13 protein-coding genes are annotated in these 13,878 nt (G+C 70.7%); 11 read left to right on the top strand and 2 right to left on the bottom strand.

Going from position 1 to position 13,878, the window contains the following annotated elements; genetic code table 11:
• The first annotated feature begins 59 nt into the window (after positions 1 to 59).
• The 8 genes from ACFYY1_RS24115 to ACFYY1_RS24080 all read left to right on the top strand — a co-directional run bounded on the left by ACFYY1_RS24115 (position 60) and on the right by ACFYY1_RS24080 (position 8,022).
• Positions 60 to 1,124 (top strand): phytanoyl-CoA dioxygenase family protein, encoded by a 1,065-nt coding sequence (locus ACFYY1_RS24115; RefSeq protein WP_388588949.1) that lies wholly within the window; start codon positions 60 to 62, stop codon positions 1,122 to 1,124.
• Positions 1,106 to 2,428 (top strand): DUF6271 family protein, encoded by a 1,323-nt coding sequence (locus tag ACFYY1_RS24110; protein WP_388588946.1) that lies wholly within the window; start codon positions 1,106 to 1,108, stop codon positions 2,426 to 2,428. The genes ACFYY1_RS24115 and ACFYY1_RS24110 overlap by 19 nt, the downstream gene beginning before the upstream one ends.
• On the top strand, positions 2,419 to 3,600 hold the full coding sequence (locus ACFYY1_RS24105) for a type III PLP-dependent enzyme (RefSeq protein WP_388588944.1): 1,182 nt from the start codon (positions 2,419 to 2,421) through the stop codon (positions 3,598 to 3,600). The genes ACFYY1_RS24110 and ACFYY1_RS24105 overlap by 10 nt, the downstream gene beginning before the upstream one ends.
• Positions 3,597 to 4,166, top strand: coding sequence for a GNAT family N-acetyltransferase (locus ACFYY1_RS24100; protein WP_388588942.1), 570 nt, complete (start codon positions 3,597 to 3,599; stop codon positions 4,164 to 4,166). Before ACFYY1_RS24105 ends, ACFYY1_RS24100 begins: the two co-directional genes overlap by 4 nt.
• Before the next feature lie 6 nt (positions 4,167 to 4,172).
• Complete coding sequence (locus tag ACFYY1_RS24095; protein ID WP_388588940.1) at positions 4,173 to 5,390, top strand: MFS transporter; 1,218 nt, start codon at positions 4,173 to 4,175, stop codon at positions 5,388 to 5,390.
• A 154-nt stretch (positions 5,391 to 5,544) separates the two neighbouring features.
• On the top strand, positions 5,545 to 6,225 hold the full coding sequence (locus tag ACFYY1_RS24090; protein WP_388588937.1) for a 4'-phosphopantetheinyl transferase: 681 nt from the start codon (positions 5,545 to 5,547) through the stop codon (positions 6,223 to 6,225).
• A gap of 11 nt (positions 6,226 to 6,236) precedes the next feature.
• Complete coding sequence (locus ACFYY1_RS24085; protein ID WP_388588934.1) at positions 6,237 to 7,391, top strand: P1 family peptidase; 1,155 nt, start codon at positions 6,237 to 6,239, stop codon at positions 7,389 to 7,391.
• 79 nt (positions 7,392 to 7,470) lie between these two features.
• Positions 7,471 to 8,022, top strand: a complete 552-nt coding sequence (locus ACFYY1_RS24080; RefSeq protein WP_388588932.1) for a hypothetical protein — start codon at positions 7,471 to 7,473, stop codon at positions 8,020 to 8,022.
• Between the two features lie 73 nt (positions 8,023 to 8,095).
• Here the strand turns inward: ACFYY1_RS24080 and ACFYY1_RS24075 are convergent, their stop codons facing one another.
• Positions 8,096 to 8,983, bottom strand: a complete 888-nt coding sequence (locus tag ACFYY1_RS24075; protein ID WP_388588930.1) for an acyl-CoA thioester hydrolase/BAAT C-terminal domain-containing protein — start codon at positions 8,981 to 8,983, stop codon at positions 8,096 to 8,098.
• 103 nt (positions 8,984 to 9,086) lie between these two features.
• Positions 9,087 to 9,971 (bottom strand): SIS domain-containing protein, encoded by an 885-nt coding sequence (locus tag ACFYY1_RS24070; protein ID WP_266729173.1) that lies wholly within the window; start codon positions 9,969 to 9,971, stop codon positions 9,087 to 9,089.
• Between the two features lie 184 nt (positions 9,972 to 10,155).
• On the opposite strand from ACFYY1_RS24070, the gene ACFYY1_RS24065 reads away from it, so the two are divergent.
• The 3 genes from ACFYY1_RS24065 (at position 10,156) to ACFYY1_RS24055 (ending at position 13,805) form a co-directional block, all read left to right on the top strand.
• Positions 10,156 to 10,956, top strand: a complete 801-nt coding sequence (locus tag ACFYY1_RS24065) for a DeoR/GlpR family DNA-binding transcription regulator (RefSeq protein ID WP_388588927.1) — start codon at positions 10,156 to 10,158, stop codon at positions 10,954 to 10,956.
• A 282-nt stretch (positions 10,957 to 11,238) separates the two neighbouring features.
• Positions 11,239 to 12,411 (top strand): Gfo/Idh/MocA family protein, encoded by a 1,173-nt coding sequence (locus ACFYY1_RS24060; RefSeq protein WP_388588925.1) that lies wholly within the window; start codon positions 11,239 to 11,241, stop codon positions 12,409 to 12,411.
• 392 nt (positions 12,412 to 12,803) lie between these two features.
• Entirely contained in the window at positions 12,804 to 13,805 is a 1,002-nt protein-coding gene (locus tag ACFYY1_RS24055) for an MBL fold metallo-hydrolase (RefSeq protein WP_388588922.1), read from the top strand.
• The last annotated feature ends 73 nt before the right edge of the window (positions 13,806 to 13,878 follow it).

Below are 13,878 nucleotides of genomic sequence, written 5' to 3'. Positions count from 1 at the left end.
GCCGGGGGGAGCGACCGGTCCGGGCCGATCACCGAGAACTTCGAGCCTGGAGTGAGCGCATGCCGACGCCCGTCCCGTATCTGCACCGAGCCCCCTCGGACCTCCCGTACTTCAGCTCGGACGGCGAGGCGTACCTGGCGCAGACGCCGCTGAGGGACATCCGCAAGTCGCGGGAGCTGAGAGTGCTGTCCCAGGAGGACTTCGACTTCTGGCAGACCTATGGGTACGTCGTCGTCAAGGAGGCGATTCCCGCCGCCGCGGCCAAGCGCCTGCTGGACTTCACCTGGGACTTCCAGGGGCTCGATCCGGCCCGGCCCGAGAGCTGGTACGAGGACCGGCCGTTCCGGACCGATCTGGACCGGGAGCTGCACGTCTACGGCTTCGTCGAGGCGTACCACCACCAGCTCATCTGGGACAGCCGGCAGGCCCGGCGTGTCTATGACGCGTTCGTCGACGTGTGGGACTGCGAAGAACTGTGGGTGACGCTGGACCGGCTCAACCTCAATCCGCCCAACATCAAGAACCGTGACCGCGCGCTCATCGCCCCCACGGACAAGGGCTTCGACATCGAGCTCCACTGGGACGTCGACACCACGCTCGGAGTACTGCCCCAGAGAGTCCAGGGGATCATCGCCCTGAACGACACCCGGCCCGAGCTGGGCGGCTTCCAGTGCTCGCCCGAGCTGTTCCGCCGGTTCGAGCAGTGGAAGACGACCCAGCCCGAGGACCGGGACCCGATCAGGCCGGACGCCGACCGGGCGGAGTTCCCCGTGGTCCGGCCCGAACTGGGCGCCGGTGACCTGCTGATCTGGAACGGGCTGCTCGCGCACGGGGTGGCGCGCAACACCTCGCAGGACGGTGTGCGCGCGGTGCAGTACCTCTCCATGATGCCCGCGCTGGAGTCGCACGAGGAGCTGAGACGGTCCCGGATCGATTCGTGGCGCCGGCTCGGCACACCGGACTGGAACGGGACGCTGGTCGGCGACGCCGTCCGGCACGAATCCCTCAGATACGGCACTGCCGCGCTGAACGGCCTCGGCGAAAGGCTGCTGGGGCTGAGGTCCTGGAACGAGCAGGAATCCGAAAAGGCGACGGGAGAGCCGGTATGCGCAGAATCTGCCTGACCCTTCCGACCAACAGGGCCTGCGCCGAGACGATTTCGGCGATCGGCGAGGAAGCGGACTACGCGGCCGACCGCTTCGGCGTCGAGGTCCACCTGCTGATCCTGGACTCCTCCGGGACGCAGACGTACACCGAGCACGCCGAGGCCGTCGCCGGGGCCCGCCGGGCCCGGAACGTGATCACCCACCATCTCGACGAAGCGGAGCAGCGGGACTTCCTGCGCCGGGTGATCCGGAGTTCCGGTGTCGTCAAGCCGGACCTGATGCTCGACCTCATGCTCCCGTCCGGGGTCTCCTACGGTGCCTGCACCAATCGCGCGTTCCTGATCGCCGCCGCGCTCGGCTGCCGCTCGGTGCACCGCAGGGACTCCGACAGCAGGTACCAGACCCTGAACGGCGAGACGGTCTTCCCCGTCCACCATGAGCTCACCTCGCTCGGGAAGACCGCGGCCGACGCGGCGAACGGGGTGTCCGAGACGGTGCTCGCCCCGGAACACGCCGCCAAGCCCGTGGCGATGGTGGGCAGTTCGTTCGTGGGCGAGCTGTCGGTGGACATCGGTGAGATCTCCCGGCTGGACAGCGGCATCTACCACGACGTCGTCAGCCTGTGGGCTCCGCGTCACTGGCCGGACGAGCGGAAGCGGGAGCTGGTCGAGGAGTCCTTCCGGGGGGCGGGCACCGACCCGTTCGTCCGCGACCACTCGACCCTGACCCATGTCGATCCCATGCGGGTGGACATGTGCAACATCAGCTTCCTGGACGAGGTGTACGAGCGCGTGCCGCTGCCGCCCGCGACCGACACCATCGGCAGCGACTACTTCCTGATGCACCTGGTCCACGACGGCACGCTGCCCGGCGTGCTGCACAACCGCAACATCGTGAACTACTACACGGCCGAGCGCCGGACCGACGCCGGATTCATGGCCTACCAGCTGCGGTTGACCAAGTTCTTCCTGTCGATGCTCCACTTCAACCTCATCTACGACCGGATGGCGGCGGCCGGTGCCACGCTGCTCGACGACGATTTCCACGTCCGGCCGGAAAGGGTGGCCGAGCTGGCGCGGGAGAGTGCCGGGGCGGACCGCGAGGAGAACATGCACCGGCTGGACGTCCTCAACCGTTCCTACCGCGAACTGGGCGGCAGATACGCGGAGTTCGCCGACATCCTGGAATCGCGCGGCGGGCAATGGCTCGAAGAGGCACGGGCGGACATCGAGGACTTCGCGCTGCTGACCGATGCCTGGCACTCCCTGGTGCGGGCGAGCCGGTCCACCCCTCTGCGGACCGGGGCGTCGTCATGCGTCTGAACGCCCGTATGCGCGCCGCGCTGGAAGCCGCCGACGAGGACCGGATCGTCTTCGACCTCGCCGGAATCGAAGCACAGTACGCGTCACTGCTGAGGGAGTTGCCCGGCATCTCGGTCCGGTTCGCCATGAAGTCCTGCCCCGTGGACGAGGTGCTCGTCCGGCTCGCGGAGAAGGGCGCGGGTTTCGACGCGGCGAGTCCCAACGAGATCGCGCAGGCGCTGCGGACAGGTGTGCCGGCGAGCCGGATCCATTACGGCAACACCATCAAGTCCGACGAGAACATCGCCGACGCCCACCGCCTGGGCGTACGGACCTTCGCGACCGACAGCCCGGAGGACGTGGCGGCGATAGCGGCCCACGCCGCCGGAGCCCGGGTCTTCTGCCGACTGGCCACCAGCGGCGACGGGGCGCTCTGGGGGCTGAGCCGGAAGTTCGGCTGTTCCGGAACCGACGCGGTACTCGTCATGGAGGCCGCGCGGGCGGCCGGACTCACACCGTCCGGCCTGTCCGTCCACGTCGGCTCGCAGCAGATGACGTCGGAAGCCTGGCAGGACGCCTTCGAGCGCCTGGCCGAAGTGCTCACGGCCTTGAACCGGCGGGACATCTTTCCCGACCACATCAACCTCGGTGGCGGCCTGCCCGCCCTCGGCTATCTCGACAGCCGGGGAATCCCGTTGGACCCTCCGGTGGACAAGATATTCGCCGTGATCCGGGACGGGCTGCAGCACCTCGCGGCGGTCTCGGAAGCCCCGCTGGACTTCGTCATGGAGCCGGGCCGCCATCTGGTCGCCGACCACGGCGCGATCAGGGCACATGTGGCCCGGCTGTCCTCCCGGAGCCGGCCGGACGGCGAACGCGAGCACTGGCTGTATCTGAGCTGCGGAAAGTTCAACGGGCTCTACGAGATGGACCAGTTGCAGTACCGGCTGCTGTTCCCCTCGGGCTCCGGAACGGAATATGTCCCGGCTGTCGTCGCGGGCCCCACGTGCGACAGCGACGACGCCTTCGACCACACGCACCATCGCGTCTCCGTGCCCGCTTCCGCCGCCTCGGGAGACCCGGTCTGGGTTCTCTCCACCGGTGCCTACGCCACCGGCTACATGACCCAGGGATTCAACGGATTCGATCCGCTTCCGTACACCTGTGTCCAGGGCGAACAGGCGGAAACATGAGCAACGACCTGCGTATACGTCATATCTCGGACGGTGACTGGGACGCCGTCGTGGATCTGGAGGCCGGTGCGTACACCGCTGCCGGACTCTCGGAGGGACGGGTGGCGCTGCGGTCCCGGGCCGATGCCTCGCCGGCCACCTGCTTCGTACTGGACCACGGGAACCGGACGGTGGGCTACCTGCTGGCACTGCCCTATCCGATGTTCGAGTACCCGGACCTGGACCGGTCGGAGGACATCGTCTTCCACTCGCGCAATCTGCATCTGCACGATCTCGTCATCGCCGGGGAGCTCCGCGGCAGGGGCCTGGCGAAGCGCCTGCTGCGGCACTTCACCGCAACGGCGGCGGCCAAGGGGTACGAGGGAATCTCCCTGATCGCCGTGTCCGGCAGCGACACCTTCTGGTCGGCGAACGGATACCGGGCCCACCAGGACGTCACACCCCCGACGGGCTACGGCGCGGACGCGGTGTACATGTCCCGGGCCCTGCCGGGCGCCCGCAGCAGCGGAACGAACCTCGCCCACGCGTCATCGCACCGGGCACCTCTGGAAGACGAAGTGGGCTGATTACCTGTGTTTGGCGTCACCGATCCATTCCGCCGGGCGCAGCTCGCGATCGCGGCCCTGTTCTGTTTTCTCGGCTTCCAGTACGCGACCTGGGCGTCACGGCTTCCCGCCATCAAGACACGGCTGGACCTGTCGGAAGCGGAACTCGGCCTGTTGCTGATGGCCTGTGGCGTGGGTGCGGCCGTTTCGTTCCCGCTCGTCACGGTACTGATGAGGCGCATGGGCTCGCGCCGTCTCGCGGTCCTGTCGGCCGTGTGCCTGAGCCTGCTCCTGCTCGCGCTCGCGGCAGCGCCCAACTACCCGGTCGCTCTTGTCGTCATCTGCTGCGACGGGGTCGCCGTCGGCAGCCTGAACGTGGCGATGAACGCTCAGGGGGCCGCCCTCGAAGTCACCTACCAGCGCACCGCCATGGCAAGACTGCACGCGACGTTCAGCGCCGGTTCGCTGTTCGCCGCGCTCCTCGCGTCCGGTGTGAACCTGGTGACCACGGACGTCGCGGTGCACTTCGGCGTGGCCGCGGCCCTGCTGCTCCTGCTGGTCGGACTGACCCGCGCGGGCCTGCTGACCGAGGACCGGCAGACCCCGGCCGAGACCGGGGCCGGGAGCGGGGCCGGGGCCCCGGCCCCGGAGAAGCGCCGTCGCAGGCTGAGCATGCCGGCCCGGGTGACGGTCTGGATGGGCTGCGCGATGGTGTTCGGCACGGTCACCGAAGGCGCCATGAACGACTGGTCCGCGCTCTACATGAAGGACGTGGTCGACGCGGCGTCGGAACTGGCGCCCATGGGCATCGCGGTGGTCTCGGTCATGATGGTGCTGGCCCGCATCTTCGCCGACGGCTGGCGCAGCCGCTGGGGCGACGGGCGCATCGTCCGCGTCGGCAGCGTGGTGGCCGGCGCCGGGCTGGCACTCGCCCTGCTGACCGGCGGTGTCGTGCCGACCCTGATCGGCTTCGCCTGCGTCGGCCTGGGCGTCGCGGCCGTGACACCGTGCATCTATGTGGCGGCGGCGGCGCAGGGCACGGACGCACTGGCCCTGGTCGCCGCGATGGGAACGACGGGCCTGCTGGCCGGACCCGCGCTCATCGGCTTCATAGCGAGCGCCAGCAGCCTGGTCTGGGGCATGGCAGCCGTCGCCGCCTCGGCGATCCTGGTGTCCCTGTGCGCCACCCGGATCCGCTGGCCGGAGCTCGCCGACTCCCGGGCCGTCCTGGCCCCCGAGTCCTGATCCCCGCGTTCCGGACCACGCGTTCCGGACCACGCGTTCCGGACCACGCGTTCCGGGCCATGAGTTCATGGCCCGGGGCTCCGTGGCCACCGGGCGGTTGGGCGAGCTCCCGGCACCAGGCAGGATGGTGCCGTCCAGCCGGTAAGGGGAGATCATGATCGAGAAAATTCTGCCGTCCCGGGTAGCGGTGGCAGAGGCGTTCTCCGACCTGCCCGGCGCCGTGCTCATGCCCGGAGAGGAGGCGCTGACCCACGGATTCGTGGCGAAGCGCCTCGGGGAGTTCGCCACGACACGGCACTGTGCCCGCCGAGCCCTCGGATCGCTGGGCATCGCCCCCGTCCCCATCCTCAAGGGCGAGCGCGGCGCCCCGCTCTGGCCGGAGAACACGGTCGGGAGCCTGACCCACTGCGCTGGCTACCGGGCCGCCGCCGTGGCCCGCCGGGCGGACGTGCTCACCGTCGGCATCGACGCCGAGGGCGACGCGCCGCTGCCCGGCGACGTGCACGGCAGCATCGCGCTGGTGACGGAGCAGCGACGCGAGCGCGAACTGCGCCTGGAGCACCCGGGGATCAACTGGGACCGTCTGCTGTTCAGCGCGAAGGAGGCCGTGTACAAGGCCTGGTTCCCGCTCACCCACCGCTGGCTGGGTTTCGAGGAGGCCGACATCACTCTCCGCCCCGACGGCAGCTTCACGGCCGAACTGCTGGTCGCGGACCTGGAACCGGCGGCCGGTACGGGACTGACGGCGGTCCCCGCCCGTTTCGGCGGCCGCTGGCTGGCCGAGGACGGTCTGCTGCTGACCGCGATCGTTGTCGGGAACGATCCCGCCCCGTAACCTCTGTCCGCATGAGCGGAGATCACCCGGGCGAAGGGCGCATGCGCGCACGTGAGTTGGGCATTCCCCTGACCGGTGAGCCGGGGAGGTGGAACGCGATCACGGATGTGCCGGGCGTCGAGGTCGGATACGTCACCCTCGTCGACGGCGACGACGTACGCACCGGAGTGACCGCGCTGCTGCCGCGCGGCCGGGGCGGTGTGGGCACCCCCTGCGCGGCCGGCTGGCACTCGTTCAACGGCAACGGTGAGATGACCGGCACCGCGTGGATCGAGGAGACCGGCTCGCTCGCCGTTCCGGTGGTCATCACCAACACGTACGCGGTGGGCCCGGTGCACCGGGGCGTGGTCGAGTGGGTGCGCGCCAACTGCGGGGGCATGGCGCCGGAGTGGCTGCTGCCGGTCGTCACGGAGACCTGGGACGGCCACCTCAACGACATCCACGGCTCGGCCGTGGAGTCCCGTCACGCGGGGGAGGCGATCGGGGCGGCGGCGTCGGGCCCGGTCGAGGAGGGATGCGTCGGCGGCGGCACGGGCATGCGCTGCTACGGCTTCAAGGGCGGCTCGGGGACCGCGTCGCGCGTGGTGGAGTACGGCGAGGACCGGTACACCGTCGGAGCCTTCGTCCAGGCCAACTTCGGTGCCCGGCGCGAACTGCTGGTGGCCGGTGTGCCGGTGGGGCGCGAGCTGACCGACCCGGTCGGGGCGCCGGCTCCCGAAGCGGCGCCCGGAGCGGCGCCGGACGGGGAGCGCCCGGTGCCGCCCGGCGCGGGCTCGGTGATCGTGGTCGTGGCGACCGACGCCCCGCTGCTGCCGGGGCAGTGCAAGGCGCTGGCCCGCCGGGTGACGCTCGGTCTGGCCCGTACCGGCACCACCGGCAGTCACTTCTCCGGGGACCTGTTCCTGGCCTTCTCCACGGCCAACCCGTCCGCGCTGACCAGTACGTTCCCCGAGGACGACGGCAGCGCGCCGTACGAGTCGATGAGGTTCGTGCCCTGGGGCCGGATGGACCCCTTCTACCGTGCGGTGGTCGAGTCGGTGGAGGAGGCGGTGCTCAACGTGCTCACCGGCGCGCACCCGATGACCGGCCGGGCCGGCCACCACGTCCCGGCCCTCCCGCTGGACCGGGTGAGCGAACTCCTGGCGGCGCGGGGAGCGGCTTCGTAGCCCGTCACGGGGACGGTTCACAGGTGTTTCGGGGCGGGCTCGTTGGCCCGGTACAGGTTCGTCGGCCATACTGCCCGCCGTGGAGCAGCGCATAGATCCGAACACTCAGCCCGGATACGCCGCAGGGACAGACCCGGCGTTCATCCCCGGTCTCACGGCCCCCGTCAAGGCCAGGAAACCGGACACGAGCCTGGAGCAGCCAGACCTGGAGCAGACAGAACCGGAACAGGCGGAGCAGGAACAGCCGCAGCCGGAAGCGGCGCAGGAGGGAGCGGCTGACGCCGCCGCCCCCGACGACGGCGACGAGACGGAGGCCGTGTCCGATGTGGCCGACGACAAGGAGGCGGCGGACGGCCCCTCGTTCGAGGTGAGCGACCGTCGCGGCTCGATCACCGCGGACCGTGCGGGAGTCCGGTTCCAGCTGGACGACCAGGAAGCCGATTTCCGGTGGGACGAGATCGGCGCGGTCGAGGTGAAGCTGCCCCGGTTCGGCCGCCGGTTCACCGTCACGGTCCACATGTCGACCCGCCGGTGGTTCAACGCCGAGGTGGAGGCGCCGGCCAGGGGCAGCCTCAAGGAGTGGGCGGCGGAACTCGACGAGGTTCTGGACGCCTACTTCGAGGAATCCTGACAGGAGTCCTGACCCGAGGGCCGGGTGGGCGGGGCCGGCGGCCCGTCCTCGCCCACCGGCCTCCGCACGGTCCTCAGGCCGGGCCGTGCGTGCCGCGCAGCGCGTCGAGGATCCGCGGCCAGGCGGCCGCCCCGAGCGCCGCGTCCGCCGCGGCCGAACCTCCGTACCGGAACTGCGCGGAGGCGGGCGCCGGGCCCTCGCCGGGCAGCCGCGGGCGGTGGCCCGCATCGGGGCTGCCGACGACGCGTACGGGCAGGCCGGCCGCTCTGCGGCGGTCGGCCAGCTCCTCGGCGAAGGGCAGCGAGGGCCACATCGCGTCGTCGCCGCCCGCGACCAGGACGAGCTCGGCGCCGGACCTCTCCACCGGGATCCTCGCCGCGTCGACGCGGTCGGCGAACGTGCGCCGGCTCTGTTCGTACCAGCCGCGAACGGCGACCGGACCGCCCTCGGGCCGTGCGGGCGCGGGTGCCCAGGAGTCGTCGTAGGGGACGAACGGCAGCGGCTCACCGCGCCAGGTCCACGAGGACCGGCACGGCCGGTCCTGCCCATCGGCTCCGGGCCCGACGTTCGCCCAGGTGAGGGACGTGGGCGAGAGCGCCACCACGGCGTCCACGCCGGACAGGAGCACCGACAGGTGCAGAGCGGCCTCCGCGCCCTTGGACGTACCGAGGACGCCGATCCGCCGCGCGCCGCCCGCGCGCAGCACCTCGATCGCGGGCTCGAACGTCTCCAGCGGGACCTCGCAGATGCCCGGCGGCTGTCCGGATCCGCCGAACCAGCGGATCGACAGCGCGGTCATGCCCTCGCGGGCCAGGATCCGGCACCGCTCGTCCTCGATCCGCCCGCTGGACCCGGACAGCACGAGCACCCCGACCTCCGGGTCGCCGGCCGGTCCGTGCTGCGGCCTGGCGAGAAACCCCTCGCGAACGCCCCGGTGAAGGGCTTCGCGAGGGGTCCCCATTCCTTGAGCAGCCCCGGCAGCGGCTCCGCGAGCGTCTTCGGCAAAACCGCCTTCGCCGGGACGGGGGCCGCCGAAGGCGCGCTCGACGATGCGCATCGGCCGGTCAGGCGTCCGTGAGCACGACGGAGCGGGTCAGGTGGCGGGGGCTGTCCGGGTCCAGACCGCGGGCGGTGGCACGGGCGATCGCCAGTCGCTGCACGCGCACCAGGTCGGCCAGCGGGTCCAGGCCGCTCTCCACCCAGCGGGCGCCGGTCGCCAGCACCTGCTCCGCGAGCCCCTCGGGGGCGGTGCCGAACATCCAGGTCGCGGTGCCGGCGGTGGCGATGCTGATCGGACCGTGGCGGTACTCCATCGCGGGGTACGACTCGGTCCAGGACAGCGACGCCTCCTTCATCTTCAGCGCCGCCTCGTTGGCGAGCCCCGCCGTCCAGCCGCGGCCGAGGAAGGTGAACTGGGTGCACTCCACCAGGCCCTCGGGCAGCGGCTCGGCCAGCGCGGTCTCCGCGTCGCGCACCGCTTCCTCGGTGTGCAGGCCGAGGTGGGCGCGGAGCAGGGTGAACGCGGTGGTCGCGAACCGGGTCTGCACGACGGACTGCTCGTCGGCGAATTCGAGCACGACCACATCGTCGGCCGCCGTCATGACCGGGGTGTTCGGGTCGGCGGTGATGGCGACGGTACGGGTGACACCGCGGAGCCGGTCGAGCAGTTCCAGCACCTCGGTCGTGGTCCCCGAGCGGGTGAGGGCGACGACCCGGTCGTAGCCGCGGCCGAACGGGAACTCCGAGGCGGCGAAGGCGTCGGACTCGCCCTGGCCGGACCCCTCGCGGAGCGCGGCGTACGCCTGAGCCATGTAGAACGAGGTGCCGCAGCCGACGACCGCGATGCGCTCGCCGGTGGCGGGCAGCGCGGCCGACTGCGTCTCGGCCAGCTCGGCGGCGCGACGCCAGCATTCCGGCTGACTGGCTGTCTCGATCTCGACAAATGACACTTTTGCACTCCGTACTCGTAGTGGGATGCTCGTTTACGCACGTTATACGCGATGTCCAAGCATTATCAAGCATCCTGCGCGCAGGAAGCTTGACTGGGCGGAGCCTTGTGCGACGCTTGCGCGTGTCCGGTGACCGTACCCAAGGGGATGGGTGCCCGAAGCCCGGCCTGTGAGGAGAGGTGCCTTGTCCAGGGATGCCCGGTGGAACGCGCTGCTGGAACTCGTCGGTAAGAACGGCCGGGTGGACGTCGAGGACGCCGCCATGACGCTGGACGTCTCGGCCGCGACCATCCGGCGCGACCTGGACCAGCTCGCCGAGCAGCAGCTGCTCACCCGTACCCGCGGCGGCGCGGTGGCGCACGGCGTCAGTTACGAACTGGCCCTGCGCTACAAGACCGGGCGCCATGCCCCGGAGAAGCAGGCCATCGGCCGCGCGGTCTCCGAACTGGTGGCGGTCGGAGAGGTGGTGGGGCTGACCGGCGGTACGACGCTGACCGAGGTCGCCCGTTCGCTGGCGGTGCGCTCCGACGTGGTCGGTGAGGGCGCGATGGGGATGGGCGGGCAGCCGACCCTGACCGTGGTCACCAACGCCCTCAACATCGCCAACGAGCTGGTGATCCGGCCGCAGATCAAGATCGTGGTGACCGGCGGGGTGGCCAGGCCCCAGTCGTACGAGCTGACGGGCCCGCTGGCCAGCGGGGTGCTGGGCGAGATCACGCTGGACGTCGCCGTGCTGGGCGTCAACGCGATCGACACCGAACGCGGTGCGTACGTCCACCACGAGGGCGAGGCCAGCATCAACCGCCTGCTCGCCCAGCAGGCCCAGCGCGTGGTCGTGGCCGCGGACTCCTCGAAGATCGGCAAGCGGGCCTTCGCCCGGGTCTGCGATCTGGCCCAGGTCGACTTCCTGGTCACCGACGAGGGGATCACCCCCGAGGCGACCGCCCGCTTCACGGAGGCCGGGGTCACGGTCATCGCGGTGTGAGCGCCGGCCGCCCGACGGCGGGGAGTCGTCCCGGACGCGGGGCGGCGCCCCGCCGTTTCTTCGTGCAGGCTGCGTCTTTGCTCGTACTGGGGCAGATGAATGCCAATTCATGCTCGTTAAGTCCGTGAAACGAACAACTCTTGCCACTTGCGTGCGCTGTCGTGAACTATGTGAGTGCCGCCGTGCAGGAGTATCGGCCGCACCCGTCCCCGTACGAATCCGCCCGCACCCATCCCCGTACGAACCCCGCCCGCACCACCAGCACAACCAGAAGGGACCCCCGTGTCAGACCTGCGACTCGGCGTCATCGGGCTCGGCCTGCGCCGTTCCATCGCGACCTCCGCCCACCACCCCGGACAGGGCTCGGCGATCACCGCCGTCTGCGACCTCGACCCCGAGGTGCGCCGGCGCGAGGCCGAGCAGTTCGGTGCCGAGGTCGCGGTCGAGGACTACAAGCAACTCCTCGACCGGGACGACCTCGACGCGATCATCGTCGCCACCCCCGACGACACCCACGAGACGATCGCCATCGACGCACTGCGGGCCGGCAAGGCCGTCTTCGTCGAGAAGCCGCTCGGGATCACCGTCGAGAGCTGCGACAACATCCTGCGCGCCGCGTACGAGACCGGGACCCGGCTGTACGTCGGACACAACATGCGCCACATGGGCGTCGTGCGGCTGATGCGCGACATCATCGCCCGCGGCGACATCGGCGAGCCCAAGGCCGTCTGGGTGCGGCACTTCGTCGGATACGGCGGTGACTACTACTTCAAGGACTGGCACGCCGACCGGACCCGCACCACCGGTCTGCTGCTCCAGAAGGCCGCGCACGACATCGACGTGCTGCACTGGCTGGCCGGCGGCTACACCCGCCGCGTCAACGCGCTCGGCGACCTCCTCGTCTACGGCGACCTGCCGCGCCGGGAGCCGGACACCCCGCGCCCGGCGAACTGGCTGCGCGAGTTCGACTGGCCGCCGACGGCCCGCAAGGACCTGCACCACATCGTGGACGTCGAGGACGTCTCGGTGATGAACATGCAGCTCGACAACGGCGTCGTGGCCGCCTACCAGCAGTGCCACTTCACCCCCGACTACTGGCGGAACTACACCGTCATCGGCACCGAGGGCCGCCTGGAGAACTTCGGCGACGGCCCCGGCGACGAGGTCAAGGTCTGGAACACCGGCCCCAGCGGATACCGGTCCGAGGCCGACATCACCTACCGGGTGCCGGAGGCCAACGGCTCCCACGGCGGCGGGGACAGCCGGATCATAGAGGAGTTCTGCCGGTTCGTGCGCGACGGGGGCGTCACCGACACCTCGCCGGTCGCCGCCCGGATGAGCGTCGCCGCCGGTGTGCTGGCGACCCGGTCCCTGCGCGAGGGCGGCACGCCGTTCGAGGTGTCGGCCCTCGACCCGGAGCTGATCGCCTACTTCGAGGGCGGCCAGGTCAGGTAGCGCACGACCGGTGCGACCGGTGCGACCGGTTCGTGGCCGCGGAGACCTTCGGGGACGGTGCCTTCCGGCGCCGTCCCCGAAGGTCTCCGCGGAGGTCTTTGCGGAGGTCTCGGTGAAAGTCTCCGTGCGATTGTTTTCGGTCATGCTCGGTGGGTGATCGGCTCATTCGCGTTTGGTGGCCGCCCGATGGGTATGGGGCCGGATGCGTGACGTCGGCAGGTGAATTGGGGGCATTTACCCGGAAGGTGACGAGTGAGGGCGAGGTGCGTCGGTCTCGCAGGGTTACCGCGACTGTGCCGCCTGGAGGTGTGAGCGTCGATTTTGCGCCAATGGAATCATGGAGTGGCCGAGTTCGAACGCATGGCCGGATCTCGGTCGGCATAATCGCGTCCATGGCGATCACGGGTGGAGACGTCGTTGACCTGGGCCGGGGCCTGTACGCATGGCTCCCGCCGAAACGGGGCTGGGGGCTGGCCAACTGCGGTCTGCTCGTCTCGCCCCGGGGCGCGCTCTGGATCGACACCCCCTACGACACCGTGCTGGCCGGTCAGTTCCTCGCCGAGTCCACGAAGCGGCTGCCGGACGGTGTCCAGGTCGACCGGGTGATCGTCACCCACGCCAACGGGGACCACTTCTGGGGCGCGGGCGTCCTCCCGGACGCGGAGATCATCGCGACCCGCGAGGCCCGCGAGCACATCCACTACGAACCGACACCGCAGCAGCAGCACGCCCTCGTCGCGGCCGGCGATCGGGCCACCCCGCTCGGCGCGTATCTCGCGCGTCACTTCGGCCCCTTCGACTGGTCGCGGACCGAGCCGGTGGTGCCGACCACCTACTTCACCGGCGAGCTCGAACTGACGCTGGGGGAGTACCCGGTCCAGATCTCCGCGCTGCCGTCCGCGCACACCACCGGCGACCTGATGGTCCATCTGCCCGCGCAGGGCGCCGTGTTCACCGGGGACATCATCTTCTCCTCCACCCCGGAGCAGCCGGGCGACCACCCGGTGCACTGGGCGGGCCCGCTGAGCAATCTGATCTCGGCCTGCGAACGGGTGCTGGACACCGGCGCCGAGACCTTCGTCCCGGGACACGGCCCGCTCCTCGACCGGGCCGGGGTACGCGACCACATCGTGTACCTGGAGTACGTGCGCGAGCGCGCCCACGCCTTCCACACGGCCGGGATCCCCGCCGTCGAGGCCGCCCGCCGGGTCATCGCCGAGGGGCGCTACCCGGAGCTGGGGCTTCCCGAGCGGCTGGTGGTGACCATCGGCAGCGAGTACCGGCAGCTCGACGGCTCCGAACTGCCCGGTGTGCTCCAGGTGATGACCGAGGTCGCCGTGGTAGCTCAGGAACTGGAGCGGCCGCATGAGCCGGCCGGACCCGCGGAGCGGTAGGGGCGCTCCGGCCGGCGGACCCACCGCTCCGGCCGGAAGGCCCACTGCTCCGGCCGGCGGACCGACCGCTCCG

This window comes from Streptomyces sp. NPDC001890 (assembly GCF_042891445.1).
Lineage (GTDB): Bacteria > Actinomycetota > Actinomycetes > Streptomycetales > Streptomycetaceae > Streptomyces.
The sequence above is the reverse complement of the archived record's forward strand: the minus strand, read 5'-3'. Positions and strand labels throughout refer to the sequence as shown.

Coding starts and splice junctions, on each gene's coding strand:
- ACFYY1_RS24100 (WP_388588942.1), top strand. CDS start 3,597: ATGAGCAACGACCTGCGTATACGTCATATCTCGGACGGTGACTGGGAC.
- ACFYY1_RS24090 (WP_388588937.1), top strand. CDS start 5,545: ATGATCGAGAAAATTCTGCCGTCCCGGGTAGCGGTGGCAGAGGCGTTC.
- ACFYY1_RS24110 (WP_388588946.1), top strand. CDS start 1,106: ATGCGCAGAATCTGCCTGACCCTTCCGACCAACAGGGCCTGCGCCGAG.
- ACFYY1_RS24055 (WP_388588922.1), top strand. CDS start 12,804: ATGGCGATCACGGGTGGAGACGTCGTTGACCTGGGCCGGGGCCTGTAC.
- ACFYY1_RS24115 (WP_388588949.1), top strand. CDS start 60: ATGCCGACGCCCGTCCCGTATCTGCACCGAGCCCCCTCGGACCTCCCG.
- ACFYY1_RS24075 (WP_388588930.1), bottom strand. CDS start 8,983: ATGGGGACCCCTCGCGAAGCCCTTCACCGGGGCGTTCGCGAGGGGTTT.
- ACFYY1_RS24085 (WP_388588934.1), top strand. CDS start 6,237: ATGAGCGGAGATCACCCGGGCGAAGGGCGCATGCGCGCACGTGAGTTG.
- ACFYY1_RS24105 (WP_388588944.1), top strand. CDS start 2,419: ATGCGTCTGAACGCCCGTATGCGCGCCGCGCTGGAAGCCGCCGACGAG.